General features: G+C 45.5%; 22 protein-coding genes. 14 read left to right on the top strand and 8 right to left on the bottom strand.

The features are described 5' to 3' along the window. Positions 1–103: 103 nt before the first annotated feature. Entirely contained in the window at positions 104–1,186 is a 1,083-nt protein-coding gene (locus AC0J20_RS08280; RefSeq protein ID WP_229527397.1) for an AI-2E family transporter, read from the top strand. Positions 1,187–1,206: 20 nt separating this feature from the next. On the opposite strand, the gene bcp is transcribed toward AC0J20_RS08280, so the two are convergent. Beyond that, the gene (gene bcp, locus AC0J20_RS08275; RefSeq protein WP_473021324.1) at positions 1,207–1,677 is read right to left on the bottom strand and encodes a thioredoxin-dependent thiol peroxidase; all 471 of its coding nucleotides are present in this window, start codon (positions 1,675–1,677) and stop codon (positions 1,207–1,209) included. A gap of 9 nt (positions 1,678–1,686) precedes the next feature. Then, positions 1,687–2,211, bottom strand: coding sequence for a glycine cleavage system transcriptional repressor (locus AC0J20_RS08270; protein WP_473021323.1), 525 nt, complete (start codon positions 2,209–2,211; stop codon positions 1,687–1,689). 116 nt (positions 2,212–2,327) lie between these two features. Between AC0J20_RS08270 and dapA the strand changes: the two genes are divergently transcribed. The 3 genes from dapA to purC are packed head-to-tail and all read left to right on the top strand — an operon-like array spanning position 2,328 to position 5,049. Then, positions 2,328–3,206, top strand: coding sequence for a 4-hydroxy-tetrahydrodipicolinate synthase (gene dapA, locus AC0J20_RS08265; RefSeq protein ID WP_473021322.1), 879 nt, complete (start codon positions 2,328–2,330; stop codon positions 3,204–3,206). After that, positions 3,206–4,318 carry an outer membrane protein assembly factor BamC gene (gene bamC, locus AC0J20_RS08260; protein ID WP_473021321.1) on the top strand — a complete coding sequence of 371 codons (1,113 nt, stop codon included), beginning with the start codon at positions 3,206–3,208 and terminating at the stop codon, positions 4,316–4,318. Before dapA ends, bamC begins: the two co-directional genes overlap by 1 nt. A 17-nt stretch (positions 4,319–4,335) precedes the next feature. Next, the gene (gene purC, locus AC0J20_RS08255) at positions 4,336–5,049 is read left to right on the top strand and encodes a phosphoribosylaminoimidazolesuccinocarboxamide synthase (RefSeq protein WP_229527392.1); all 714 of its coding nucleotides are present in this window, start codon (positions 4,336–4,338) and stop codon (positions 5,047–5,049) included. A gap of 58 nt (positions 5,050–5,107) precedes the next feature. On the opposite strand, the gene yfaE is transcribed toward purC, so the two are convergent. The 5 genes from yfaE to ubiG form a co-directional block, all read right to left on the bottom strand. Continuing rightward, positions 5,108–5,374 carry a class I ribonucleotide reductase maintenance protein YfaE gene (yfaE, locus tag AC0J20_RS08250; RefSeq protein ID WP_229527391.1) on the bottom strand — a complete coding sequence of 89 codons (267 nt, stop codon included), beginning with the start codon at positions 5,372–5,374 and terminating at the stop codon, positions 5,108–5,110. An 18-nt stretch (positions 5,375–5,392) separates the two neighbouring features. Continuing rightward, complete coding sequence (nrdB, locus tag AC0J20_RS08245; RefSeq protein WP_229527390.1) at positions 5,393–6,523, bottom strand: class Ia ribonucleoside-diphosphate reductase subunit beta; 1,131 nt, start codon at positions 6,521–6,523, stop codon at positions 5,393–5,395. 68 nt (positions 6,524–6,591) lie between these two features. Beyond that, the gene (gene nrdA, locus AC0J20_RS08240; RefSeq protein ID WP_229527389.1) at positions 6,592–8,919 is read right to left on the bottom strand and encodes a class 1a ribonucleoside-diphosphate reductase subunit alpha; all 2,328 of its coding nucleotides are present in this window, start codon (positions 8,917–8,919) and stop codon (positions 6,592–6,594) included. Positions 8,920–9,352: 433 nt separating this feature from the next. After that, positions 9,353–10,018, bottom strand: a complete 666-nt coding sequence (locus tag AC0J20_RS08235; RefSeq protein ID WP_473021320.1) for an HAD family hydrolase — start codon at positions 10,016–10,018, stop codon at positions 9,353–9,355. Then, positions 10,015–10,770, bottom strand: a complete 756-nt coding sequence (gene ubiG, locus AC0J20_RS08230) for a bifunctional 2-polyprenyl-6-hydroxyphenol methylase/3-demethylubiquinol 3-O-methyltransferase UbiG (RefSeq protein WP_229527387.1) — start codon at positions 10,768–10,770, stop codon at positions 10,015–10,017. Before ubiG ends, AC0J20_RS08235 begins: the two co-directional genes overlap by 4 nt. A gap of 192 nt (positions 10,771–10,962) precedes the next feature. Here ubiG and gyrA point away from each other — a divergent pair, with 192 nt between their 5' ends. The 8 genes from gyrA to pyrF all read left to right on the top strand — a co-directional run bounded on the left by gyrA (position 10,963) and on the right by pyrF (position 20,110). Continuing rightward, entirely contained in the window at positions 10,963–13,659 is a 2,697-nt protein-coding gene (gene gyrA, locus AC0J20_RS08225) for a DNA topoisomerase (ATP-hydrolyzing) subunit A (protein WP_473021319.1), read from the top strand. A 2-nt stretch (positions 13,660–13,661) separates the two neighbouring features. Further along, complete coding sequence (aroA, locus tag AC0J20_RS08220) at positions 13,662–14,942, top strand: 3-phosphoshikimate 1-carboxyvinyltransferase (protein WP_473021318.1); 1,281 nt, start codon at positions 13,662–13,664, stop codon at positions 14,940–14,942. Between the two features lie 153 nt (positions 14,943–15,095). Continuing rightward, positions 15,096–15,785: a (d)CMP kinase gene (gene cmk, locus AC0J20_RS08215; RefSeq protein ID WP_229527384.1), complete on the top strand. Its 690-nt coding sequence runs from the start codon at positions 15,096–15,098 to the stop codon at positions 15,783–15,785. 96 nt (positions 15,786–15,881) lie between these two features. Beyond that, complete coding sequence (rpsA, locus tag AC0J20_RS08210) at positions 15,882–17,555, top strand: 30S ribosomal protein S1 (protein WP_229527383.1); 1,674 nt, start codon at positions 15,882–15,884, stop codon at positions 17,553–17,555. 43 nt (positions 17,556–17,598) lie between these two features. After that, on the top strand, positions 17,599–17,919 hold the full coding sequence (gene ihfB / locus AC0J20_RS08205) for an integration host factor subunit beta (RefSeq protein ID WP_267498149.1): 321 nt from the start codon (positions 17,599–17,601) through the stop codon (positions 17,917–17,919). Between the two features lie 65 nt (positions 17,920–17,984). Beyond that, entirely contained in the window at positions 17,985–18,245 is a 261-nt protein-coding gene (locus AC0J20_RS08200; RefSeq protein WP_229527381.1) for a lipopolysaccharide assembly protein LapA domain-containing protein, read from the top strand. Continuing rightward, positions 18,245–19,417 carry a lipopolysaccharide assembly protein LapB gene (gene lapB, locus AC0J20_RS08195; RefSeq protein ID WP_229527380.1) on the top strand — a complete coding sequence of 391 codons (1,173 nt, stop codon included), beginning with the start codon at positions 18,245–18,247 and terminating at the stop codon, positions 19,415–19,417. The genes AC0J20_RS08200 and lapB overlap by 1 nt, the downstream gene beginning before the upstream one ends. Next, entirely contained in the window at positions 19,418–20,110 is a 693-nt protein-coding gene (gene pyrF, locus AC0J20_RS08190; protein ID WP_473021317.1) for an orotidine-5'-phosphate decarboxylase, read from the top strand. Positions 20,111–20,200: 90 nt separating this feature from the next. On the opposite strand, the gene rne is transcribed toward pyrF, so the two are convergent. Continuing rightward, the gene (rne, locus tag AC0J20_RS08185; protein ID WP_473021316.1) at positions 20,201–22,963 is read right to left on the bottom strand and encodes a ribonuclease E; all 2,763 of its coding nucleotides are present in this window, start codon (positions 22,961–22,963) and stop codon (positions 20,201–20,203) included. A 429-nt stretch (positions 22,964–23,392) separates the two neighbouring features. Here rne and rluC point away from each other — a divergent pair, with 429 nt between their 5' ends. Next, positions 23,393–24,346 carry a 23S rRNA pseudouridine(955/2504/2580) synthase RluC gene (rluC, locus tag AC0J20_RS08180; RefSeq protein WP_229527377.1) on the top strand — a complete coding sequence of 318 codons (954 nt, stop codon included), beginning with the start codon at positions 23,393–23,395 and terminating at the stop codon, positions 24,344–24,346. Continuing rightward, on the top strand, positions 24,336–24,986 hold the full coding sequence (locus AC0J20_RS08175) for an HAD family hydrolase (RefSeq protein WP_473021315.1): 651 nt from the start codon (positions 24,336–24,338) through the stop codon (positions 24,984–24,986). The genes rluC and AC0J20_RS08175 overlap by 11 nt, the downstream gene beginning before the upstream one ends. Positions 24,987–24,990 lie beyond the last annotated feature (4 nt).

The following is a 24,990-nucleotide window of genomic DNA, read 5'->3' as shown; positions in this document are numbered from 1 at the left end:
ATCAGGCCACAACAACAATATACAGACTATATCATGCAAATCTCGTTTTGACAGAATGAGTCTGATAATATGCGCCAAGGAATACTGTAACGGAAGTCTGTGTATGTTTGGAGTGTTTGGTCGTTGGTACGAAAGGAAGTTCTCAGATCCTGACGCAGCTATGTTATTGCTGCTATTGGTATTATCTGGTGTTTTCTTGCTTTTCTGGGGCGGCATTCTGACTCCCGTGATTGTCGCCGTAGTACTGGCCTATCTGTTGGATTGGCCGGTTGTCAAACTGGAAAAGGCACAGGTAGGCAGAGAATGGGGCAGTAGCCTGGTACTACTCAGTTTTATTGGGCTTTCTATTTTAGTTTCTCTGGGCCTGGTTCCCGTTATCTGGCAACAAAGTGTCAATCTTATTGGTGAGCTACCCGACATCTGGCAAAAAGCCCAGGTATGGCTACTGAGTTTACCCGACACTTATCCGCATTTAATTAAAACCGATCAAATCCAGGAACTGCTTGTGGGTGTGGATGACAAGGTGGTGTCCCTGGGTGAAAAAATCATATCCGCTTCTTTCAGTTCTTTGTTTGGATTTGCGGCATTGTTAATTTACTGCATTTTGGTGCCGTTAATGGTGTTTTTTATGCTTAAGGACAAAAACCTGCTACTCACCCAAATCTCAGGCTTTTTACCTACGCAAAGACGGTTAATCGTGCAGGTGGCACAGGAAATGAACCAGCAAATCGTCAATTACATTCGCGGTAAAGTGATTGAAATCATCATAGTAGGAACCGTATCCGTAATCACTTTTCTGGTCATGGACTTGCGCTATGCTGTATTGCTTGGGGTGTTGGTGGGATTCTCAGTGCTTATCCCGTTTATCGGCGCAGCCGTAGTTACATTGCCTATTGCCGTTGTAGCGCTCTTTCAATGGGGTATTAGCCCGGAATTTTGGTATGTCATGGTTGCCTACGGCATTATTCAGGTACTCGATGGTAATGTTTTGGTTCCGATTCTGTTTTCTGAAGCGGTCAGTCTGCACCCACTGTATATCATAGTCGCAGTGTTGTTTTTTGGCGGCCTGTGGGGGTTCTGGGGAGTATTCTTTGCGATCCCATTGGCGACTTTGGTTAAGGCATTGGTTAACGCCTGGTCGTCACCCGTTATGAATTATCAAAAGGAAGAAGAAGCCGCACAATAGGTGCGGCTTTGCGCAATATGTTAGTTGGCTTGTTGCAGATAATTAAGCACCACTTCGTGGTGATCTTTAGTTTTAAACTTGTTAAACACTTTTTCAATCACACCTTCCTCGTTGATGAGAAAGCTGATGCGATGTAAACCATCAAATTCCCGGCCCATGAACTTTTTTAAACCCCAAACGCCAAATTGTTCCGCGACCGCGTGGTCTTCGTCCGAAAGCAATTCGAAATTGAGTTGGTCTCGTTCGATAAACTTGCCTAAGCGTTTAACAGGGTCGATGCTGACACCGTAAACTTTTACATTTAACGCATCGAGTTTGGCTTTGCTGTCTCTGAGACCCTGTGCCTGCACAGTGCACCCCGGTGTCATGGCTTTGGGGTAAAAGTACATTAAGGTTTTCTGGCCTATAAAGTCAGCTGAATTGACTAACTGACCATCCTGATTAGGGATACTGAATTGCGGGACGGGTTGTCCTTCGGAAATCGTATTCATGATAAAATCCTATGTTTTCTCTTTCATTGACCCTTGCAGGTTATGTTGTTTAATAAAGTCATTAAACAAAGGTTCAATGGTATCAATTTTTAATTCCTGTGGCATGCTCACCACCATTTTACACTCGACCCTGGTGTGTTCCTGCTCTATATCCACCGTCTTTTGTCGGAACGCATTAATGTGTATTCCGTGATGGGTAAACAACGTCGTAATATCTTTGATGATACCGACCGCATCCTTACCATTGAATTCGACATCTGCCAAATGAACCAGGTGTTGCTTGGTGTGATGGCTGGTACGTTTGACCATGCAAAGAAGATCGAGTTTTTGAGCCAGACTTGGCAAATTAAACTCAGCTTTAGTGATGGACGACAGCGTCCCCTCTAAAATCATGTTAAAGGAAAAGTCTTGTCCATAGTGAGCCAGACGACTGTCCAAGATGTTACAGTTAAGAGAACATGCCAGTGTCGCAATTTCTCCTAAAATCCCCGCTTTATCAGCACCTAGGAATGTTACAATTAGCTGATGTTTCATACAGTTTTCCTGCGTCGCTCCTTTGTTTTTTTTATGTAGCCAGATAAAACTCGCGGATACCTTGTTTTTAATGGCTTAGGTCATTACCATTAAGCGCTATTTTTCTGGGAGCCCATATGATTAAAGGCAGTATTGTAGCGTTGATTACGCCAATGTCACCTGAAGGTGACGTCGATTATGCTTCATTGCAAAAACTAGTGCAATTCCACATTGACAATGGTACTGATGCCATCGTCTCAGTCGGCACTACAGGAGAGTCTGCTACGTTGCCAGTGGATGAGCACGTAGCCGTCGTTCAAAAGACGGTAGAATATGCCGATGGTCGGATACCTGTGATTGCCGGAACTGGGGCAAACTCGACTTCCGAAGCGATCGAATTGGGTGACTTGATGCAAAGTGTCGGAATCTCCGCCATGCTGAGCGTTGTGCCTTATTATAATAAGCCGCAACAAAAGGGCATGGTTAAACACTTTCAGGCGATTGCCGATGCTGCAACTGTTCCGGTTATTCTTTATAATGTACCGGGGCGAACCGTTGCTGATCTAGAAGCGGATTCTGTGATCCAGCTGGCACAACACGAAAACATTGTCGCGCTCAAAGATGCCACCGGGGATCTTGGGCGTTTGGCGGAGTTGCGCGATCGGGTGCCAGCAGATTTTGCCTTGTTGAGCGGAGACGATCCAACGGGCTGTGAATTTATGATTCAGGGCGGTCACGGTGTGATTTCAGTGACGGCCAATATTGTGCCTAAGCTCATGTCTGATTTGTGTAAAGCCGCGACAGGTGGCGATCCGGAATTAGCCAGACAAATAGATGCATCAATTGCGGAACTTCATCGGAAATTGTTTATCGAACCTAATCCAGTTATGCCAAAATGGGCGCTGTACAAAATGGGATATTCGCAAAGCCCGTTTTTGAGATTGCCCATGGTGGAGCCTGACATTAGCAGTCAGGAAAGTCTCGAAAAATTATTAAAACAAATGGCGTTGGTTTAATGCAAAAAATACGTAAAAGTGCACCTGTGGTTGCAATGGTTTTGTCAGTTGGGTTAAGCGGTTGTGCCTTATGGCAAGACGAACAGAAAACGGATCCCTCATACCCTTATCTGGATTCCAGACAAACTGAGAAGGTAAAGGTTCCACAAGGGAAAGATACGCCGCAATTTGGTGATGAATATGACATTCCCAATGTTGGCGCTAATGCAGAATCTGGTGAACTGGGCGCAAAACTAGATATCAGTTCACCAAGATTAGTGTTACCGGTAGTTACCGGTTCGCGTATTTTAGAGGGTTCCCGCGAAGCCATTGTGCAGTTTGATCAGGTTCGGGATGACGTAGCGCTGGATACCGCTATCTGGAATTCGTTGATTAGCTACCTGGATGAGCGCGGTATCGCTGTAGTGGATTTTGATAAATCACAACAGCGTTTGAAAACCGACTGGATGATTATCGAAGACGACGGTGATAGTCCCTGGTATAGCTGGACCAAAACTGATCGCAAAGTAGGACAACGTTTCGAATTTACACTGGATATCAAAGCCCATGGCCGGTCCGCAACGCTTTACACCAAACTGGTGGATTATCTCGAAACCGTAGACGAAAAAATAGTGGATGAAATTTCTGAACACCAGGTCAGGAAGAACGAAGTTGAAGTCTTAAATGACGTCATCAGTCATTATGAAAAGCAGTTAACGTTGGCGGATATAAGAAAGGCGCGCCAGGTGATGACTGGTTTGCCGATGGAACTAGGATTTGATGCCGATGGTAATGCTGCATACCTGGTTTCTGCCAGTTACGATGTCACCTGGCCAAGATTATTACTGGTGCTGCGTAAATTGGGCTTTAATGTTAAAGATTTAGATCAATCAACCGGATTGATTTTTGCCACCTATGCCGGCGTGGATGAAGGGTGGTGGAGCAGTTTATTTAGCTCTAACAATAAACTCGAAATCGAACAGGATGATTACCGGGTTGTGGTAAAAGAGCAGGGAGAAAAAACCAGTTTATCGCTGAGAGATGCGGAAGATAATCCCTTATCGGCCAGTAAAATTAGCGAGATGTACCCTGCGTTTCAGCAGGTTATGACCACCAATGATTTAGATATTTAATCTACTGAAGAGCTATCATGCAAAAAACTAAAGAACTTTATCGCGGTAAAGCAAAGACGGTTTACTTAACCGATGACGCCGACAAATTAGTATTGGAATTCAGAAATGACACCTCTGCTTTTGATGGGCAAAAAATCGAACAGTTGGCTCGCAAGGGCATGGTAAACAACAAGTTTAATCATTTTATAATGTCTAAACTGGAAGAAGCCGGGATACCAACTCAGGTTGAAGCGCTGCTATCAGACAATGAGTCACTGGTTAAAAAGTTGGATATGATACCGGTAGAATGCGTTGTGCGAAACCTTGCTGCAGGTTCGATTGTAAGACGCCTTGGCGTGAAAGAAGGCATGGAATTAAATCCGCCTACATTTGAGTTTTTCCTGAAAAACGATGAACTTCACGATCCAATGGTTAACGAATACCATGTGTTATCTTTTGGTTGGGCGACGCAAGCACAGATAGATCGCATGAAAGAACTGACATTTCAGGTAAATAATGTCCTCAAGTCGCTATTCAGTGATGCAGGCATGTTGTTAGTTGATTATAAACTGGAGTTTGGTGTATCAAACGGTGAAATTGTTTTAGGTGATGAGTTCACGCCAGATGGCTGCCGTTTGTGGGACAAAGAAACCCGTGAAAAGCTGGATAAAGACCGTTTCAGACAAGGCCTCGGTGGTGTGGTTGAAGCGTATGAAGAAGTCGCTAAACGCCTGGGCGTTAACCTGGATTAATCCGAAACGCGCTTATACGAAAACAAAAGCCACGCATCAGCGTGGCTTTTTTGTTGGTTTAGAGCAACTTAATTTTTATATCTTGTTCTGCGACACAACAGCAGGGCAGTATTTCATCGTCGTCGATAAAAGCCAGTGGATCGGTCAGGTACTTTACTGTGCCACAAAGCAACTTGGTCCTGCAGGCTCCACAAAAGCCTTCCCGGCAATGGAAGTGGACTTCTTGTCCGGCAGCCTCTAACGATTCTAACAGGGTTTTATCGGCCTGTTGTTCAACTATTTCGCCTGTTTCCAGTGTTATGCGTAACGTATCAGAGGGTTTCATTGCGACGATATGATCTAATTAAAGATCAAAATCGCCGAAATCATCAGCATTAACTTCGCTGTCAATTTGTCCCACAAGATAGGAGCTTATCTCAGCTTCCTGAGGGGCCACCTGTACATTATCTGAATTTAAATAATTGTTCATCCAGGGCAGCGGGTTGCTTTGCACGTCAAACGGTTGACCAAGACCAATCGCGGCCATGCGATGGTTTGCAATGAACTCAACGTACTGACATAAAATTTCTTTGTTCAGACCAATCATAGAGCCATTCTGAAACAGGTATTCTGCCCATTGCTTTTCTTGCTCAACTGCTTTCAGGAAAATGGCCTCGGCCTGATCTTTACATTCTTCTGCAATCTCAGCCATTTCCGGATCATCTTTGCCCCGTGCCCACAGATTCAGTATGTGCTGAGTTGATGTCAGGTGCAGGTTTTCATCACGCGCAATTAAGCGAATAATCTTGGAGTTGCCTTCCATTAACTCGCGTTCGGCAAAGGCAAAAGTACAGGCAAAAGAGACATAAAACCGAATTGCTTCCAGCGCATTCACTGAATTCATACACAGGTACAGCTTTTTCTTAAGCTCTCGCATACTCACCTGGTATTTTGTGCCGTTAACGACATGGGTTCCTTCGCCTTGTGTTTGCCATAGCTGGGTAACAAAGATGAGATCATCATAATACTTCGAGATATCAGTAGCACGGCGTTTGATTTCTTCGTTTACCACAATATCTTCAAACACTTCACTGGGATCAGAGAAAAGATTCCGCAAAATGTGTGTATAGGAACGGGAGTGAATTGTTTCGTAAAAAGACCAGGTTTCCACCCAGGTTTCCAGCTCGGGTAGCGAAACGATAGGGAGAAACGCAATGTTCGGGCTTCTTCCCTGAACGGAATCTAGCAAGGTTTGATATTTCAGATTGGAAACAAAAATATGTTTTTCTGAGGTGCTCAATCCCTGAAAGTCGATGCGGTCTTTACTGACATCCACTTCCTCCGGGCGCCAGAAGAAGCTGATCTGCTTTTCGATCAGCTTTTCAAATATTGGGTGTTTTTGTTGGTCATAACGCGCTACGTTCACCGGGTTTCCGAAAAACATGGGTTCACTGAGCGGGTTAGTGGTGTTGTGATTGAACGTTGTATATTTCATCTGACTTTATTTTTTATAAGAAGGTCTGCAATAAAGTAGTGGGAGCCTGTTGGCTCCCACTAACACACTTAGATTTTACAGGCGCCACCTGCGCAATCATCATCCTGTTCTTCCACAACTTCCTGGACGGCTGGCCTGCTGACCGCTTTTTGGGTTGTTTCAGGCTTACTGGATTCATCACCTGCACCATCTCGGGTATTGTGGTAATACAGTGTTTTCACACCCAATTTATACGCCGTAAGCAAATCTTTGATCAATAATTTCATCGGCACTTTACCACCGTCGAACTTACCCGGATCATAGTTTGTATTTGCGGATATGGTTTGGTCGATGAATTTTTGAATGATCGCCACGAGCTGCAGGTACCCATCATTGGACGGGATATCCCATAACAACTCGTAGTTGTCTTTGAGCTTTTGATATTCAGGAACCACCTGCTTAAGTACACCGTCTTTACTCGCCTTGACACTAATATGCCCGCGCGGCGGCTCTATGCCGTTTGTGGCATTGGAGATTTGCGAAGATGTCTCAGATGGCATCAATGCTGACAGTGTAGAGTTGCGCAAGCCATGCTGTTGTATCTCTTTTCTCAAGGACTCCCAGTCGAGTTTCAGCTGAGAAGTACAGATGGCGTCGAGATCCTTTTTGTAGGTATCTATCGGCAATATACCTTGCGCATAGGTTGTTTCGTTAAATTTAGGACAGGCGCCTTTTTCTTTGGCCAGCTCAACCGATGCTTTCAACAGATAATACTGCATGGCTTCAAAGGTCTCGTGCACTAAATTGTTGGCGCTACCATCGGAGTAACGCACACCGTGTTTAGCCAGATAATAAGCAAAGTTAATGACGCCAATGCCGAGGGTACGTCGTCCCATAGTGGCATTATATGCCGCCGGTACCGGGTAATCCTGGTAATCGAGCAGGCTGTCCAGCGCTCTGACGGCCAGCTCCGATAGCTCTTTAAAGTCTTCCGGTGATTTAATGGCACCCAGATTAAATGCCGAAAGCGTACAAAGCGCGATTTCACCTTCTTCATCATTAACATGCGCCAATGGTTTAGTTGGCAAGGCAATTTCCAGACAAAGGTTACTTTGTTTAACCGGCGCAACTTTAGGATCGAACGGGCTGTGGGTGTTGCAGTGGTCCACGTTTTGAAGGTAGATACGACCTGTGCTGGCACGCTCCTGCATAAACAAACTAAACAACTCAAGTGCTTTTATCTGTTTTTTGCGAATCGTTGGATCTTGTTCGTATTGCGTATATAACGCGTCAAATTTGTCCTGATCAGCGAAAAACGCTTCGTACAGGCCTGGTACATCTGACGGGCTAAACAGAGTGATATGGCCGTCTTTGATCAAGCGTTGGTACATGGTTTTGTTAAACTGTACCCCGTAATCAAGGTGACGCACCCGGTTTTCTTCTACACCGCGATTGTTCTTAAGTACTAAGAGCGACTCAACTTCCATATGCCATAGTGGATAGAAAAGTGTGGCAGCACCGCCTCTAACGCCACCCTGAGAGCAGCTTTTAACGGCAGTTTGGAAGTATTTGTAAAACGGAATACAACCAGTGTGATATGCCTCACCACCTCTGATTGGGCTTCCCAATGCGCGAATTTTACCGGCATTAACACCGATACCAGCGCGTTGACTGACATATTTAACAATGGCACTGGCTGTGGCATTGATTGAGTCAAGGCTGTCACCCGTTTCAATCAGAACACAGGAGCTGAATTGACGGGTAGGGGTTCTGACACCCGCCATAATGGGAGTGGGAAGCGAAATTTTGAAGGTCGACGTCGCATCATAAAAACGTCGAATATAGTTCATTCTGGTTTCAGTGGGATACTTAGCAAACAGGCAGGCGGCCACGAGAATGTACAAAAACTGGGCGCTTTCATAGATTTCACCGGTGACCCGGTTTTGTACCAGGTATTTACCTTCCAGTTGTTTAACCGCAGCGTAACTGAAATTCATGTCTCGCCAATGGTCGATGTATTCTTCCATCAACTCAAATTCAGCGGCACTGAAATCTTCCAGTAAATGCCCGTCGTATTTGCCCATTTCCACCATTTTTTGTACGTGTTGTAGCAACGACGGTGGTTCAAACTGGCCGTAAGCTTTTTTACGAAGGTGAAAGATGGCCAGGCGCGCAGCAAAATATTGATAATCTGGACTATCTGTTGATATCAGATCGGCTGCTGACTTGATAAGCGTTTCGTGAATGTCTTCGGTTTTTATTCCATCGTAAAACTGAATATGTGCTTTTATCTCTACCTGAGAGACAGAAACGTTAGACAAACCTTTGGCTGCCCAATCAAGGACTCGGTGGATTTTATCCAGATCAATAGGCTCACGCTCACCATTTCGCTTGGTGACGTACAAAGTATTATTCATAAAGCTGCCACTGTTATTATTATAAATCGTTGGCGAGGTCGATTAAGTGTAGTCTGTCGCGCACACTTGTTAATGACCTGGACTGCATTGCTGCAGATATCAGGCTAGCTATGATGCTGTTTTCGACTCGTCATTCCCCAATTTAAAGATAACGTCGGTTATCCTTGGGACACAAGATAAAGGGGTTTTTCCTGCATTTCAACCCAAGATATAGGGTGTGTTGTTGCTTTAATCACCGCTGCTTTTTTCGGTTAGTGTAAGCTAACTTCAAAGCTATTCTCATTCAGGTGTATTTGGAATTTCAACAGCGATCTTACGGGGCAATTTTCGTATAAATTAAATAGTAATAAAATTAGTTCGTTTAGACTGAAGCGATCTAAAGATAATATTGACAAAAACCTCAACAGCAATCGACCTAACAACCCGGGCGATATTATACCCCGGGCAGCAATTCACAGAGTTCATGTGGCGAATCTACGCTTAAATCTACATCCCAGCTGCGCGCCAGTTCATCAGGCGTCAGATACCCGTAGCGAGCCAGCACTGCGACCATACCGGCAGCCTGCGCGGCTTCCATATCGCGTTCCGCATCTCCTACGTACCAGATACTTTGAGGTGCAACATTGAGTGTTTCAGCCGCTTTTAACAGAGGTTCCGGATGAGGTTTACGATTAGCAAAAGAATCGCCTGAGAAGCAAACCTGACAGCGCTTAAAAACCGGAAAAAAGGCTAACAATGCCTGAGTTAAAAATCCGGGCTTATTGGTAACGATGCCCCAGGGAATATGTTGCGCGTCGATCTGCTTTATCAGAGATTCAATGCCCTCAAACGGACGAGTATCCCGACAGACGTTAGCTGCGTAACTTTGCAAAAACTTTTCTCTGAGTTCTTCAGTGTCAAATTTGTCGAAGTTGTCTCCCAGTCCCATTTTAAGCATACCGATTGCACCATTTGAAGACTCGACACGATATTCATCGTAGCTTTTTTCAGGGAAGTTTAGTTGCTTTAAAATGTGATTCAGGGCATTGCCGAGATCCGGAGCGGTATCCAGTAATGTTCCGTCCAGATCAAATAAAATTCCACGGGGTTCAGCAATCATAGTTTTTGACAACCTACTATGTAATTAACATCGACATTGCTGTCAGAAAGATAATAAGATTTTGCCAGAGGGTTATAGTGCAGCCCGGTTATTTTACGCGCAGCTAAACCTGAAGCATCTGTCCATTTCATCAATTCAGAAGGTTTGATGAATTTTTGGTAGTCGTGAGTACCTTTTGGCACCAAACCCAAAACATACTCTGCCGCTACGACAGCCATAGACCAGGACTTAAGATTGCGATTCAGGGTGGAGAAAAACACCCAACCGCCAGGTTTTACCATGCTGGCACAAGCAGCAACGACTGAGGCCGGGTCTGGCACGTGCTCCAGCATTTCCAGGCAGGTTACTACATCAAACCTTGCTGAATGTGTTTGGGCCATCTGTTCTGCCGAAATTTGACGGTAATCAACTTGTACCCCGGATTCGAGGGCATGTAACTTTGCCACTTCCAGTGGTTCTGCGCCCATATCAATTCCGGTGACGTGTGCGCCGGCTTTTGCCATCGATTCAGACAAGATGCCACCACCACACCCAACATCCAGGGTTTTGAGATCATGCAGCCCATCACATTGCTGCATAATAAAAGACAATCTCAGTGGATTTATCTCATGCAGGGGTTTAAATTCCCCTTCAAAATCCCACCAACGACTGGCCAGATCGGCAAATTTTTGAATTTCTGAATAATCGACGTTTTCTTGCAAAATGCTGACTCCAAACAAGTTTCGGCAAGTATACGGCTTCAAAAGTCGCATTAACAGGTTCGTTTGCACATATATTCAGCAATCAACGTCTTTTATTTTTGTGGTTCGATGATAGAATCTTGAACACTTTTATTTCCTGTTTTGACAAGCTGCGATTTTTAAATCTAAAAAGCTTTGCAAAGATAATTAAACAGTGATGTTTCCCGGCGACTGTCGGTGAAAATAATAACAACAAGGCTGTATATGACTGACAACGCCAAAGAAATCCTTCCAATTAATATCGAAGATGAGCTGAAAAACTCCTATCTGGATTACGCCATGAGCGTTATCGTCGGGCGTGCATTGCCCGATGTCCGGGATGGTTTAAAGCCAGTGCATCGACGCGTTCTGTTCGCCATGAACGAGCTAAAGAACGATTTTAACAAGCCATATAAAAAGTCAGCGCGTATCGTTGGTGACGTCATTGGTAAATATCACCCCCACGGTGATTCGGCTGTATACGATACGATTGTTCGTATGGCTCAGCCGTTTTCATTGCGCTACATGTTAGTTGATGGACAAGGTAACTTTGGTTCTGTTGATGGTGATTCGGCGGCGGCAATGCGTTATACCGAAGTGCGCATGGCGAAAATTGCACATGAATTACTGGCTGATTTAGACAAAGAAACGGTTGATTTTGTACCTAACTATGATGGTACAGAAAAAATCCCTGACGTGTTGCCCACCAAAGTTCCCAATTTGCTGGTGAATGGTTCCTCAGGTATTGCCGTAGGTATGGCCACCAATATTCCGCCACATAACCTCACTGAAGTGGTTAACGGCTGTATTGCGTTGATCGACAATCCGGATTTAACCATCGACGATTTGATGCAATATATTCCGGGACCGGATTTCCCCACTGCTGCCACTATCAGTGGTCGCAAAGGAATTGATGACGCCTATCGCACGGGCCGGGGTAAAATTTACCTGAGAGCCAGCGCCGAGATCGAAACAGATAAAAACGGTAAAGAAACCATTATCGTTTCTGAAATTCCTTACCAGGTAAACAAAGCCAGATTGATTGAAAAAATGGCTGAGTTGGTCAAAGAAAAGAAAATTGAAGGTATTTCAGCCTTGCGCGATGAGTCTGACAAAGACGGTATGCGTATTGTTATCGAGGTTAAACGCAGCGAATCAGGCGAAGTACTGCTTAACCAACTGTATGCTAATACCCAAATGCAAACCGTGTTTGGTATTAACATGGTGGCACTGGATCAGGGGCAGCCGAAAACGCTTAACCTTAAACAGTTATTAAATGCCTTTATTCGTCACAGACGTGAAGTGGTAACCCGTCGTACCGTATTCGAACTCAGAAAAGCAAGAGAGCGGGCGCACATCCTGGAAGGTTTGGCGGTAGCGCTGGCCAACATTGACCCTATTATCGAGCTTATCAAAGCCTCACCAAGTCCCGCTGAAGCGAAAAAAGGCCTGGTAGCACAGGGTTGGGCACTGGGTAACGTTGAGGAAATGTTACAGCGTGCTGGTGTAGATGCGGCGCGTCCTGAATGGTTAGAAGCTGAGTTTGGTATTCGCGATGGCTTATACTTCCTGACTGAAAACCAGGCACAGGCTATTCTGGACCTGAGACTGCACAAACTAACAGGTCTTGAACACGAGAAGATTCTTGCTGAGTACAAAGATTTATTAGATCTGATCGCAGAACTGCTGGAAATCCTGGCGAATCCAGATCGTTTGATGGAAGTCATTCGCGAAGAACTGGAAAAGGTGCGGGACGAATTTGGCGATGAACGTCGTACTGAAATTACGGCAGCTGCCCACGACATCGACCTTGAAGACCTGATCGAACGGGAAGACGTGGTCGTGACCTTGTCCAGAGAGGGTTACGTTAAGTACCAAAAACTATCAGACTACGAAGCACAACGCCGCGGTGGTAAAGGTAAAGCCGCCACCCGCATGAAAGATGAAGACTATATTGAGAAGTTGTTGGTGGCAAACACCCACGACCACATACTGTGCTTCTCCACCAGAGGTCGACTGTATTGGCTGAAAGTGTATCAGTTACCATTGGCCAGTCGAAATGCCCGGGGCAAGCCGATTATTAATATTTTACCGCTCGAATCCGACGAGCGTATTACCGCGATATTGCCAATTCAGGAATTCGTGGACGACCGCTTTGTGTTGATGGCAACCGCCAACGGCACCGTTAAGAAAACCGCGCTGACTCAATACTCCCGTCCTCGTTCAAACGGTATTATTGCAGTGAATTTGAATGAAGGCGATGAGCTGATCGGTGTTGCGTTAACATCTGGCGAGAGCGATATCATGCTGTTCTCTGATGCCGGTAAAGTGGTCAGATTTAATGAAAAAGAACGTGATGCCGAAACAGGTGCGGTGAAAATTGATGCTGAAACCGGTGAAGAAAGACTGGCACTTCGTCCAATGGGCAGAACTGCCACCGGTGTAAGAGGAATTCGAATGCAGGAAGGTCAGCGCGTGGTATCTCTGATCGTGCCTGAAACTGACGCTCCAATCCTGACCGTAACTGAAAATGGTTATGGAAAACGAACGCCATTAGATGACTACCCGGCGAAGAGCAGAGCAACGCAAGGTGTTGTATCCATCAAGGTGTCCGATCGAAATGGTGCTGTAGTTGGCGCGATTCAGGTGGATGAAGATGATGAAATGATGCTCATCAGTGACGCAGGTACGTTGGTCAGAACCCGTGCTAACGAAGTGTCAGTGATTGGTCGTAATACTCAGGGCGTGCGCATTATCAGAACTGCAGACGACGAAAAAGTTGTTGGATTACAACGCATCGAGGAAGTTGTCACAGAAGAAGGCGAACTTGTTGAAGGTTCAGAGACTGAAGGTGAGACGGCTACGGTTGACGCAGAATCCAGTGCACCGAATGCAAATGAATCTGACGATAAGGAAGCGTGATAGTGGAGCAACTTAAACTATCACCCGTTGGTTCGGTTGATGGCGATGTCACGGTACCAGGCTCCAAAAGCCTGTCAAATCGTGCATTATTGTTGGCAGCATTAGCCAATGGCACGACGACAGTGACCAACCTGTTGGACAGCGATGACATCCGGCATATGCTGGACGCGCTGTCACAATTGGGTATTGAATACTCACTGTCAGACTGTAAAACCATTTGCCAGGTTAAGGGTAATGGCGGTGTTTTTGCTGTAGCTGAACCGGTAGAGTTGTATTTGGGTAATGCCGGCACCGCGATGCGGCCTTTATGCGCGGCATTAGCCATGAGTCAGGGTGAATTTATTCTGGGTGGTGAACCGAGAATGGAAGAACGGCCAATTGGCTCATTGGTCGATACGTTGCAAGCGGCAGGGGCGGATATTCAATACCTCAAGAATGACGGTTACCCACCGCTGAAAATAAATGGCACCGCACTGACAGGCGGGACATTGCAAATCGATGGCACTATATCCAGTCAGTTCCTGACCGCCGTGTTAATGGCCGCGCCATTATTTAGTGGCGATACCTGTATTCAGGTTACCGGAGAGTTGGTTTCTAAACCTTACATTGAAATCACCCTGGCGATAATGAGTCAGTTTGGCGTCAGCGTTGAAAATCGCGACTACCAGGAGTTTAATGTTAAAGGCAATCAGTCTTATCAAAGTCCTGGCGAATACATGGTGGAAGGTGATGCATCTTCTGCCTCTTACTTCCTTGCGGCAGGTGCCATCAAAGGTGGTAAAGTTAAAGTATACGGTGTTGGTAAAGACAGTGTTCAGGGCGATATTCGATTTGCCGATGTACTGGAAAATATGGGGGCAAAAATTAACTGGGATAGTAACTTCATCGAAGTGGAAGGGGCCAAATTAAGTGCCGTTGACATGGATATGAACCATATTCCGGATGCCGCTATGACAATTGCTGTTGCCGCTTTGTTTGCCGAAGGTACCACCACTATTCGCAATATTTACAACTGGCGGGTTAAGGAAACCGACCGTCTGGCGGCTATGGCAACGGAACTGAAAAAGCTTGGTGCTATAGTGGAAGAGGGGAACGATTTTATTTCAGTTACGCCAGTGGCTAATCTGAAAGAAGCCGCTATCGACACTTACAACGATCACCGCATTGCCATGTGCTTTTCGCTGGTGTCTTTGAGCGATACCCCAGTGGTAATTAATGATCCCAAATGTACCTCTAAAACCTTTCCGGACTACTTTGATCGTCTGAAAAAGATTTGCCACTGAGTCTTGTTGGCAAAATTTCTGTAAAGCCCTCCCGTGAGGGCTTTTTCAATTGTAGCATTTGCCTGATGTCACAAACTCGTCATTGTAGAAAAATTTTGTACGCGTATAATGTCGCGCATTTTGTTCACAGCAGTTAATCAGGGAGCCCAAAATATGCTTAAAAGCCCAGTCGTTACCATAGATGGTCCAGGCGGAGCAGGAAAGGGAACCATCAGCAAATTACTCGCGACCAAACTAGGTTGGCATTTACTGGATAGTGGTGCTATCTACCGGGTTTTAGCCGTTGCTGCTATACACCATGGTATAGAAGCCAGCGATGAAGAGGCGCTATTTCCTCTGGCTACCAGTCTGGATGTTAACTTCGATTACAGCGAAGCCGCAGAAACACGTGTCATACTGGAAGGCGAAGATGTTACTCACTCCATTCGCACTGAAGAAGTGGGATCGTTAGCATCAAAAGTGGCTTCTTTACCCCGGATCCGCGAAGCACTGTTACGACGTCAACGAGCTTTTAATATGGAACCTGGCCTGGTGGCCGATGGCAGAGACATGGGGACAGTGGTATTTCCTGAAGCTAACGCCAAAATTTTCTTGACCGCATCGGCAGAAGAAAGAGCGTCGCGGCGCTATAATGAGTTGCGTGAAAAAGGCCATGATGTTAGTATTTCCGCCCTTTTGGCGGACATACAGGCCCGGGATGAACGAGATACAAACCGTTCTGTGGCTCCTTTAGTTCCTGCCGCCGATGCCTTAGTGGTTGATTCTACACAACTTTCTATTGAAGAAGTGTTGCAAAAAGTAGCCCACTGGGTAGAGACCAAATTGCATGAGGGTGAGGTTTAATTCACCCAAGTACAACTGCGTTTTAATGGATTAGAAACGTAAAATTTAACAACCCCATCTTACCGGATGTAAGCTTGGACTAAAAAACGAAAGATTATGACTGAAAGTTTTGCTCAATTATTCGAAGAAAGTTTAAAAGAATTAGAAACACGCCCAGGTGCGATCGTACGTGGTACTGTTGTTTCTATCGATAAAGATATTGTTTTGGTAGACGCTGGCCTGAAATCTGAGAGCGCCATTCCTGCTGAACAATTCAAAAATTCCAAAGGCGATCTGGAAATCGCAGTTGGTGACGAGGTTGATGTTGCACTAGACGCTGTTGAAGACGGCTTTGGTGAAACAATCCTGTCTCGTGAAAAAGCGAAACGCCACGAAGCGTGGGTTGAGCTTGAAAAAGCTTACGAAGACAAAGTTACCGTTACTGGTGTTATCAACGGTAAAGTTAAAGGTGGTTTCACGGTTGAAGTTAACTCTGTACGCGCGTTCTTACCCGGTTCTCTGGTTGACGTTCGTCCGGTACGTGACACGCTGCACCTTGAAGGCAAAGAATTAGAATTCAAAGTTATTAAGTTAGACGCAAAACGCAACAACGTTGTTGTTTCTCGTCGTGCTGTTATCGAAGAAGAGAACAGTGCAGAGCGCGATACGTTGCTGCAAACTCTGGACGAAGGCGTTGAAGTTAAAGGTATCGTTAAGAACCTGACTGACTACGGTGCATTCGTTGACCTGGGTGGCGTTGACGGTCTGTTACACATCACTGATATGGCATGGAAGCGCGTTAAGCATCCTAGCGAAATCGTCAGTGTTGGTGATGAGATCAATGTAAAAGTATTGAAGTTCGACAAAGAGAAGTCTCGCGTTTCTCTTGGTATGAAGCAAATGGGCAACGATCCTTGGGAAGAAATCGCAAACCGTTACCCTGAAGGTGCTAAGTTAACTGGTCAGGTTACTAATCTGACTGATTACGGCTGCTTCGTTGAGATCCAGGAAGGCGTTGAAGGTCTTGTTCACGTTTCTGAAATGGATTGGACTAACAAGAACATCCATCCTTCAAAAGTGGTTAGCCTTGGCGACACTGTTGAAGTTATGGTACTTGAAATTGACGAAGAACGTCGTCGTATTTCTCTTGGTCTTAAGCAATGTAAAGCGAATCCTTGGGAAGAGTTTGCTAAGTCTTACAACAAGGGTGACAAAGTCACTGGTAAGATTAAGTCAATCACTGACTTCGGTATCTTTATCGGTCTGGACGGTGGTATCGACGGTCTGGTTCACTTATCTGATATTTCATGGAACAAAGCGGGCGAAGACGCAGTTCGTGATTATAAGAAAGGTGACGAAATTACAGCCGTTGTTCTGCAGGTCGACGCAGAGCGCGAAAGAATTTCTCTTGGCGTGAAGCAAATTGACGAAGATCCTTTCAATAAGTATCTGACAGATAAAAAGAAAGGTGCTATCGTTAACGGTACAGTTACCGCAGTTGACGCTAAAGGCGCAACAATCAATCTGGCTGAAGAAGTTGACGGTTATATCCGCGTTGCAGATTTATCTCGCGACCGCATCGAAGATGCTTCAACTGAACTTGCAGTAGGTGATGTTGTAGAAGCTAAGTTCATCGGTGTAGACCGTAAGAACCGCATCGTTAACTTGTCTGTGAAGGCAAAAGACGAAGCTGACGAGAAAGAAGCATTGGCCCGTGTGAACCAGCAAGAAGATTCTGGTTTCGCAAGTGCTATGGCTGAAGCCTTCAAAGCGGCAAAAGGCGAAGAGTAAAACTTGTACCCGCCACGCTGTGGCGGGTAACTGTCGGTAACGTCTGGTTTTTCATGTTGACAAAGGGGTTGAGATGACCAAGTCACAATTGATCGAAAGACTCGCCGATAGGGCGCGGCATATTCCTTCTAAGGAAGTAGAGGTAGCGATAAAAGAGCTGTTGGAGCAAATGGCTCAAACGCTACAGAAAGGAGAGCGTATCGAAATCCGCGGATTTGGTAGCTTTTCGCTGCATTTCAGAGCTCCCAGAGAGGGTCGTAACCCTAAAACTGGTGAGACTGTGAAGTTAGACGGTAAGTATGTACCGCACTTTAAGCCCGGGAAAGAACTTCGCGAACGCGTCAACGAAGCGATTGCAAATTAAAAAATAAAAAGCGGTTTGCCTTTGGCAACCGCTTTTTTTACACCTCTATTTTCAGGATTGAAATTGTGAAGGCGTTTCTTTATATCTCAATCTGTCTGCTTGGCCTGATTTTGGCTATTGTTTTGGGCTCACAGAACACACAGCTTACAGATTTTAACTTCTTGATTGCCAGACAAACTGTTTCTGTTACAGCACTCATGTCAGGATCTATTTTATTCGGCGCCTGTCTCGCTTCCCTGTTCTGGATCATTTACGTCCTCAAGTTAAAGCTCAAGCTGCGTAGCCAAAACAAAAAATTCGTCAAATCCTTAGATAAGACTAACTAATGCTGGAACTCCTCTTTCTTCTATTGCCAGTTGCTGCCGGCTACGGTTGGGTGATGGGCAGGAATAGTGTCAGACAGCAGCAGCGCAACACCTCGAAAATACTGACAAAACAGTATTTTAAGGGCCTGAATTTCTTATTGTCAGATCAGCCCGATAAAGCGGTAGATACTCTGATTAAAATGGTGGATATCAATACCGGTAACGTCGAAACCCATATAGCGATGGGCAACTTTTTCAGGCATCGCGGGGAAATCGACAGAGCCATTAAGGTCCACCAGAATTTGGTCAACAAAAAAGAAGTTGCCGGAACACAACGTGAAAACGCCATGTATGAACTTGGCAGAGATTACCTGTTGGCAGGCTTTCTGGAGCGTGCTGAAAATGCCTTCTTGAGTCTGATGGACTCCAAAGATTATTACCTGTTAGCACATCAACAACTGTTCAACATTTACCAAACCACCAAAGAGTGGGACAGGGCCATAGAGTTGGCAGAAAACATGGTGGAAAATCATGGCGACAGCGATGATCTTTCTAAGCGTATCGCGCATTTTTACTGTGAACAGGCGCAAATAGCCATTCATAAAGAGGCTTATCAGCAAGCAGAAAAATGGTTGCAGAGAGCTGTCATGTCTGATGAGCACAGTGTACGTCCCTGGTTTTTATTAGCCGAAATTGAAAAGAAACAAAATAATTTTGCTCAGGCTTTCGACTATCTCAGTCAGATCCCGCATCGCGATGTCGATTGGGTGAGTGAAGCGATACCTGGATTGTGGCAATGTGCCGAACAAACCGGTAACTGGTCGGCGTTAAAAACCATACTGGAAAGCCATTCTAATCAATGTGCTACTGCGTATCTGGCGCTGGTTTCCTTGTCACAAAAGGAAACTTCCTCTTCAGCTGCAGCGCAATTACTTCTGGAAAAAATTAACAAAAGTCCTTCCATGAAAGGCTTTCACAAATTACTGAGTTTATATGCCAGCGAAGAGGCAGAAAATTCAGACACACAGAACAGTTTAATGCTGTTGAATAAACTGATAGAAAAGCAAATTGAACAACGACCGAAATACCGCTGCAACGGCTGCGGATTCTCGGGCAAGAAGATCCATTGGTTGTGTCCTTCCTGTAAGACCTGGGGGGAAATGAAACCAATTAAAGGTTTAGATGGTGAATAAATGCAAGATAGTAAAGTCATAGTCGCTCTGGATTACAACGATAAACACGCTGCCCTTGAATTTGTGGGCCAGGTAACCCCTGACGCCTGCAAACTGAAAGTTGGCAAAGAGATGTTTACCTTATTTGGCCCTGATTTTGTCAAAGAATTGGTTGGCAGAGGCTTTGATGTGTTTTTGGATCTGAAATTTCACGACATCCCCAATACGGTAGCCAAAGCTTGTTCAGCGGCAGCCGAGCTGGGAGTCTGGATGGTAAATGTTCATGCGTCTGGTGGTAACAAAATGATGGAGGCTGCCAAAGACGCACTGGATAAGTGTTCTCACAGACCAAAATTAATTGCTGTTACTGTGTTAACCAGTATGGATGTCGAGCAACTGAAGAGCATCGGGATAACAATGTCAATTCAGGCCCATGTAGAGCATCTGGCGGCCTTAACAAAACAATCAGGACTGGACGGTGTGGTTTGTTCCGCGATGGAAGCCAGCAGCCTGAAAGCACAACTGGGCAAAGAATTTCAATTGGTGACTCCTGGTATCAGACCGGTGGGAAGTGCCGCCGGAGATCAATCTCGTATTGTCACACCAGAACAGGCTGTCGCAGACGGAGTCGATTACATGGTTATTGGCAGACCCATTACCCAATCAGCTAATCCATTACAGACGCTACAACAAATAAATCAAAGCATCGCATAGGTTAACTGCCGGAAGATAATTGAAGATGCTGACGGCATAACCGATCAAAAAAGCCCTGCATTAGCAGGGCTTTTTATTACCTTAGTATTTTTACAGAGATACAGGCTTAGTGGTTGGTGCTGAGGAGCGATTGCTGGCGCTCAGCAGAGCTGCACTTTTGCCGCTGACACGGATGTCAGGACGTGCTGCCACGTCACGTGCAACGATTTCTATCTCTTTAATGCTCTCCTGCAACTCTGCAGGGCGAGTCATCGGTGAAGACGCTTTTAACACAAGCACTTTAGCGCGCTTAGTGGCTTTTGCTGCTGGTTGAGTTGAGGTTTCCTTAACATCAACGTCTTTCGCTTCTGGCTGCTCGTTATTCGTGTCGGCAACATCATGGTGGAAGTCCATGTCCAGTTTGTGTTGCTGCGCTTCTGAGGCATCACCAGTAACCTGCGGCTCTTCAACAATAGCGGTGTCTGCTGCAGTATTCTCAGAGGCACTTTCTGCCGCTTCAGCTGTAACATCAAAGCTTAACTGCTTTTTGGTCACTTGCTGTTGCTTGTCTTCCGCTACTTTTTGTTGTTCAACATTTGCGCTTTCGGCTTGTTTGTTGGTGTCATTCTCAGCAGGTTTAGGCGCAGCTTTAGTCACTGGCGCTTTTTCAGCTTTTGGTTCTGCATTTACTGGCTCGGCAACAGCAGTCTGATTTGCTGATGGTGCATTTACGACATCGTCTTTAACCGCCGCCGGAGCCTCTGGCTTAGCCTTTTTGTCTGCCTGGGCCTGTTGCTCCTTCATTTGAGCCGTATTTGCTAAAGCCGCTTCTTTCTGAGTGTTGTCAACACGCACGCTTCGACGGTTCTCACGGCGTTTACGACGTTCTGCAACCTGTTTACGCGGACGGGCATTGTCATCGCGATCCGCGTTGTTGGTGCGAGCCTCATTATTACTGGTGGTGGTTTCAGCATTGTTGCTTCTGACTCTTTCGCGCTTGCGTTGATTGCCCTGGCCTTCTTTATTTTGTTGGCGGGGAGCATCCTTTTCTTTACGCGTATCATTGCTGCGACGGTTTCTGTCCCTGTCGTTGCTGTTGCGCTGACGGCCTTGTTTTTTATTGCGGTTATTTTTGTTGTACTTATTGCCAGTGTTGTTTTTACCTTTGCCTTTAGCAGGCTTATCGTCTGACTGGAATAATCCGCTCAACCAGGCAAAGAAAACGGCGAAAATACCGGGTTCTTTTTTCGGTGCAACTACAGGTGCCGCTGCTTTGGGAGCAATAAAACCAGACAGAGCAGGTTGCTCTCGCTTAGGCTGTTCAGTTGGCGTGCCAACAGATACTGCAGGGGTTGTATCAACCGGTTCACTGACCAGATTAAAGCTCAGTTCATCAGTGGCATCATCTTTACGGAAACGAATGACTTCATAGTGTGGCGTTTCCATATTGGCGTTAGGAATAATCAGTAACGATACATTGTGACGTTTTTCGATGTATTGAATCGCTTTGCGCTTTTCATTCAACAGGTAGGTGGCCACATTTACCGGAACCTGAGCGTGTACCTGATGAGTGTTTTCTTTGATGCCTTCTTCTTCTAATAAGCGAAGAATCGACAAAGCCAAAGATTCAGTACTTCTGATGGTACCTTGCCCTAAACAACGCGGGCATACGTGGTTTGCTGATTCACCCAACGACGGACGCAGGCGTTGACGAGACATTTCCAGCAAACCGAATTTAGAAATACGGCCAATCTGAACACGAGCTCTGTCACTTTCTACCGCCTGGTTCATGCGGTTTTCAACTTCACGCTGATGTTTCACCGGTGTCATATCAATAAAATCGATGACCACCAGACCACCTAAATCGCGCAATCTTAACTGTCTGGCGATTTCATCAGCCGCTTCCAGGTTTGTGTTCAACGCTGTTTCTTCGATATCTCCGCCTTTTGTGGCGCGTGCAGAGTTAATATCGATGGACGTTAATGCTTCGGTTGGATCGATAACGATTGAGCCACCTGAAGGCAGTCTGACTTCACGCTGGAAGGCTGACTCAATTTGGCTTTCAATCTGGAAGTGATTAAATAAGGGGACATCGCTGTTATAGCGCTTAACCCGGTTAGCGAAATCAGGGCGAACCAATTTAATGTGTTCTAGCGCCTGATCGTAAACCTTGGAATGGTCAATTAAAATTTCACCCACATCACGACGCAAATAATCGCGAATAGCGCGAACGATGACGTTACTTTCCTGATGAATTAAAAACGGTGCAGGGCGCGAATCAGCGGCTTCTTCGATGGCTTTCCAATGTGTCAATAAGACATTTAAATCCCACTCTAATTCTTCGTAGGATTTGCCAACACCGGCTGTACGCACGATCAGCCCCATGCCCTTAGGCAGGCTCAGACGGTTTAGTGCGTCTTTCAGTTCTGTACGTTCGTCACCTTCGATTCGACGAGAGATACCACCCGCACGAGGGTTATTAGGCATAAGTACCAGGTAGCTTCCCGCTAAGCTGATAAACGTGGTTAAGGCCGCGCCTTTCTGGCCGCGTTCTTCTTTATCAATCTGAACAATGACTTCCTGACCTTCAGACACCACATCTTTTATGTTTGGGCGTCCCTCGATTTTGTATCCGTCTGGGAAGTAGCTTTTGGCAATTTCTTTTAGAGGAAGGAATCCGTGACGTTCCGCGCCATAATCTACAAAGGCGGCTTCAAGGCTGGGTTCGACACGAGTAATCGTGCCTTTATATATGTTGGCTTTTTTCTGTTCGTGACCGGGGCTTTCGATATCAAGATCGTAAAGCTTTTGGCCGTCAACCAGCGCAACACGCATCTCTTCAGACTGCGTAGCGTTAATTAACATTCTTTTCATATTGTGACTCAAATAGTGTAAATAGGTCACAATACAAACGGGGATATATCCAAATATGCCCTAACTAGCGATAGGCACGCAAAGTCTCCCGACTTAACATACTAGCAGTGATTAATTGGTCTAAATTGTCTTGCTTTCATAGATTACACGCTATTTAGCGCGTAATTAAAAATTCTTCCCACGTTTGCATTGTAACAGGTGATTAATCAATTTTTTACTGGGTTTATTCCGGTTGCAATCTGCATGAAACGTTACTCTCTTCATGGTTGCTGTAGGCTTTTTACTACTTCGCCGGAGTGTTACCCCATAATCCTGTATTACGCTTAAATGCAAGCGTAGTTAGATTATGGCATTAATCTTGAAACTGTAGCAAGAAAATAACGATTAACTGGTGTGAATTTATAGAAAATCTGTAAAATTGCGCTCGCTATGAAGAATCTCACATTTGATAAAGTACAAATATTAACCATTGAGCCGGATTATGAAGGCCAGCGGGTTGATAATTTTTTGAAAAACATACTAAAAGGTGTGCCTAAAAGTATGATTTACCGGATTTTGCGTAAAGGCGAGGTCCGGATCAATAAAAAAAGAGTGAAACCCGAATACAAACTGTGCCCGGGTGATGAATTACGAGTCCCACCGATTCGGGTATCTGAAGAAAAGCAGGGGCCATCTGCAAATTTGTCTGCAGTACAAAATTTAGAGTCCTTAATCATTCACGAAGATAAAAAGCTCATTGTGCTGAACAAACCTCATGGTATGGCCGTGCATGGTGGCAGTGGACAGAGTTTTGGCGTAATTGAAGCGTTGAGAAGTCTGCGTCCTGATGAGCGTTATATGGAATTGGTACATCGCCTGGATCGCGATACATCCGGCTGTTTATTAATAGCAAAACGTCGTTCAGTTCTTCGCAGTCTGCATGAACAGCTGCGAGAAAAAACAACCGTTAAAAAATACTTTGCACTTGTTGATGGGGATTGGCCTGAACATCGCAACAAAGTCAAAGCGCCATTGCATAAAAATGTATTGCAATCTGGCGAGCGGGTAGTGAAAGTGTCTGAGCAGGGTAAACCTTCTGAGACCCGCTACAATGTCATGGAACGGTTTGAGTCGGCAACACTGGTGGAAGCGATCCCGGTAACCGGCCGCACTCATCAGATTCGGGTACATTGTTTACATGCCGGGCATCCTATATTAATGGATGATAAATATTGCACTCAGGAACGCAATGACGAGGCTAAACGCGGTGGTCTTGCCAGAATGTTTTTACATGCCCATGAGATTTCGTTTGCTGACCATGAGTCAGGAGAGCGGCAGGTTTATTCAGCTCCCCTTACGGACGAACTAAAAGCATACTTACAGGGACTTAGAAATGCTGGATAAGTATAAAGTTGTCATCTTCGACTGGGACGGCACTGTAATGGACAGCATCGCTCATATTGTTCATTGTGTACAACAGGCTGCAATAGACAACAGATTGGCAGTCCCGGATGAAGCCAGTGTCAGAAATATCATTGGTCTGAGTCTGCCTGAGGCATTTCTGACTTTGTTTGGTGAAGATAAAAGCGCTGATTTTGAACGGTTTCGGGATAACTACAAAGATCAGTACGTTAAAAATGACGATATCACCCTTCCTTTATTCGCCCATGTTCCCGAATTGCTGACCGGACTTTTGGAAAAGGGAATAAAATTAGCGGTAGCGACGGGTAAAGGCCGACGTGGCCTGGACAACGCGATTTTGCGCTCAGGATTGGGCCATTTCTTCAGTTATAGTCGCACATCCGATGAGGCGGCCAGTAAACCCTCACCAGACATGCTGATACAGATCAGCCGTTTTTACGGCGTCTCTGCTGCTGAGTGTCTGATGGTGGGAGACAGTATTCATGATATGAAGATGGCTAAAAATGCCAACATGGACAGTATCGGAGTCACCTTTGGGGCACACCAACGGGAGAGGCTGCTGGAAGCTCAGCCCACAGCGATTATCGATTGTTACAGCACGGCTATTGGCTGGTTGAACTAAACGT

The sequence above is a fragment of the Planctobacterium sp. R6 genome, from assembly GCF_055755215.1.
Note: the sequence above shows the minus strand (reverse complement) of the source record. Positions and strands in the feature narration are given on the sequence as shown.

Excerpts from the sequence above, each read along its gene's own strand:
- AC0J20_RS08280 (WP_229527397.1), top strand. The coding sequence starts at position 104 with ATGTTTGGAGTGTTTGGTCGTTGGTACGAAAGGAAGTTCTCAGATCCT.
- bcp (WP_473021324.1), bottom strand. The coding sequence starts at position 1,677 with ATGAATACGATTTCCGAAGGACAACCCGTCCCGCAATTCAGTATCCCT.
- AC0J20_RS08270 (WP_473021323.1), bottom strand. The coding sequence starts at position 2,211 with ATGAAACATCAGCTAATTGTAACATTCCTAGGTGCTGATAAAGCGGGG.
- dapA (WP_473021322.1), top strand. The coding sequence starts at position 2,328 with ATGATTAAAGGCAGTATTGTAGCGTTGATTACGCCAATGTCACCTGAA.
- bamC (WP_473021321.1), top strand. The coding sequence starts at position 3,206 with ATGCAAAAAATACGTAAAAGTGCACCTGTGGTTGCAATGGTTTTGTCA.
- purC (WP_229527392.1), top strand. The coding sequence starts at position 4,336 with ATGCAAAAAACTAAAGAACTTTATCGCGGTAAAGCAAAGACGGTTTAC.
- yfaE (WP_229527391.1), bottom strand. The coding sequence starts at position 5,374 with ATGAAACCCTCTGATACGTTACGCATAACACTGGAAACAGGCGAAATA.
- nrdB (WP_229527390.1), bottom strand. The coding sequence starts at position 6,523 with ATGAAATATACAACGTTCAATCACAACACCACTAACCCGCTCAGTGAA.
- nrdA (WP_229527389.1), bottom strand. The coding sequence starts at position 8,919 with ATGAATAATACTTTGTACGTCACCAAGCGAAATGGTGAGCGTGAGCCT.
- AC0J20_RS08235 (WP_473021320.1), bottom strand. The coding sequence starts at position 10,018 with ATGATTGCTGAACCCCGTGGAATTTTATTTGATCTGGACGGAACATTA.
- ubiG (WP_229527387.1), bottom strand. The coding sequence starts at position 10,770 with ATGCGACTTTTGAAGCCGTATACTTGCCGAAACTTGTTTGGAGTCAGC.
- gyrA (WP_473021319.1), top strand. The coding sequence starts at position 10,963 with ATGACTGACAACGCCAAAGAAATCCTTCCAATTAATATCGAAGATGAG.
- cmk (WP_229527384.1), top strand. The coding sequence starts at position 15,096 with ATGCTTAAAAGCCCAGTCGTTACCATAGATGGTCCAGGCGGAGCAGGA.
- rpsA (WP_229527383.1), top strand. The coding sequence starts at position 15,882 with ATGACTGAAAGTTTTGCTCAATTATTCGAAGAAAGTTTAAAAGAATTA.
- lapB (WP_229527380.1), top strand. The coding sequence starts at position 18,245 with ATGCTGGAACTCCTCTTTCTTCTATTGCCAGTTGCTGCCGGCTACGGT.
- pyrF (WP_473021317.1), top strand. The coding sequence starts at position 19,418 with ATGCAAGATAGTAAAGTCATAGTCGCTCTGGATTACAACGATAAACAC.
- rne (WP_473021316.1), bottom strand. The coding sequence starts at position 22,963 with ATGAAAAGAATGTTAATTAACGCTACGCAGTCTGAAGAGATGCGTGTT.
- rluC (WP_229527377.1), top strand. The coding sequence starts at position 23,393 with ATGAAGAATCTCACATTTGATAAAGTACAAATATTAACCATTGAGCCG.
- AC0J20_RS08175 (WP_473021315.1), top strand. The coding sequence starts at position 24,336 with ATGCTGGATAAGTATAAAGTTGTCATCTTCGACTGGGACGGCACTGTA.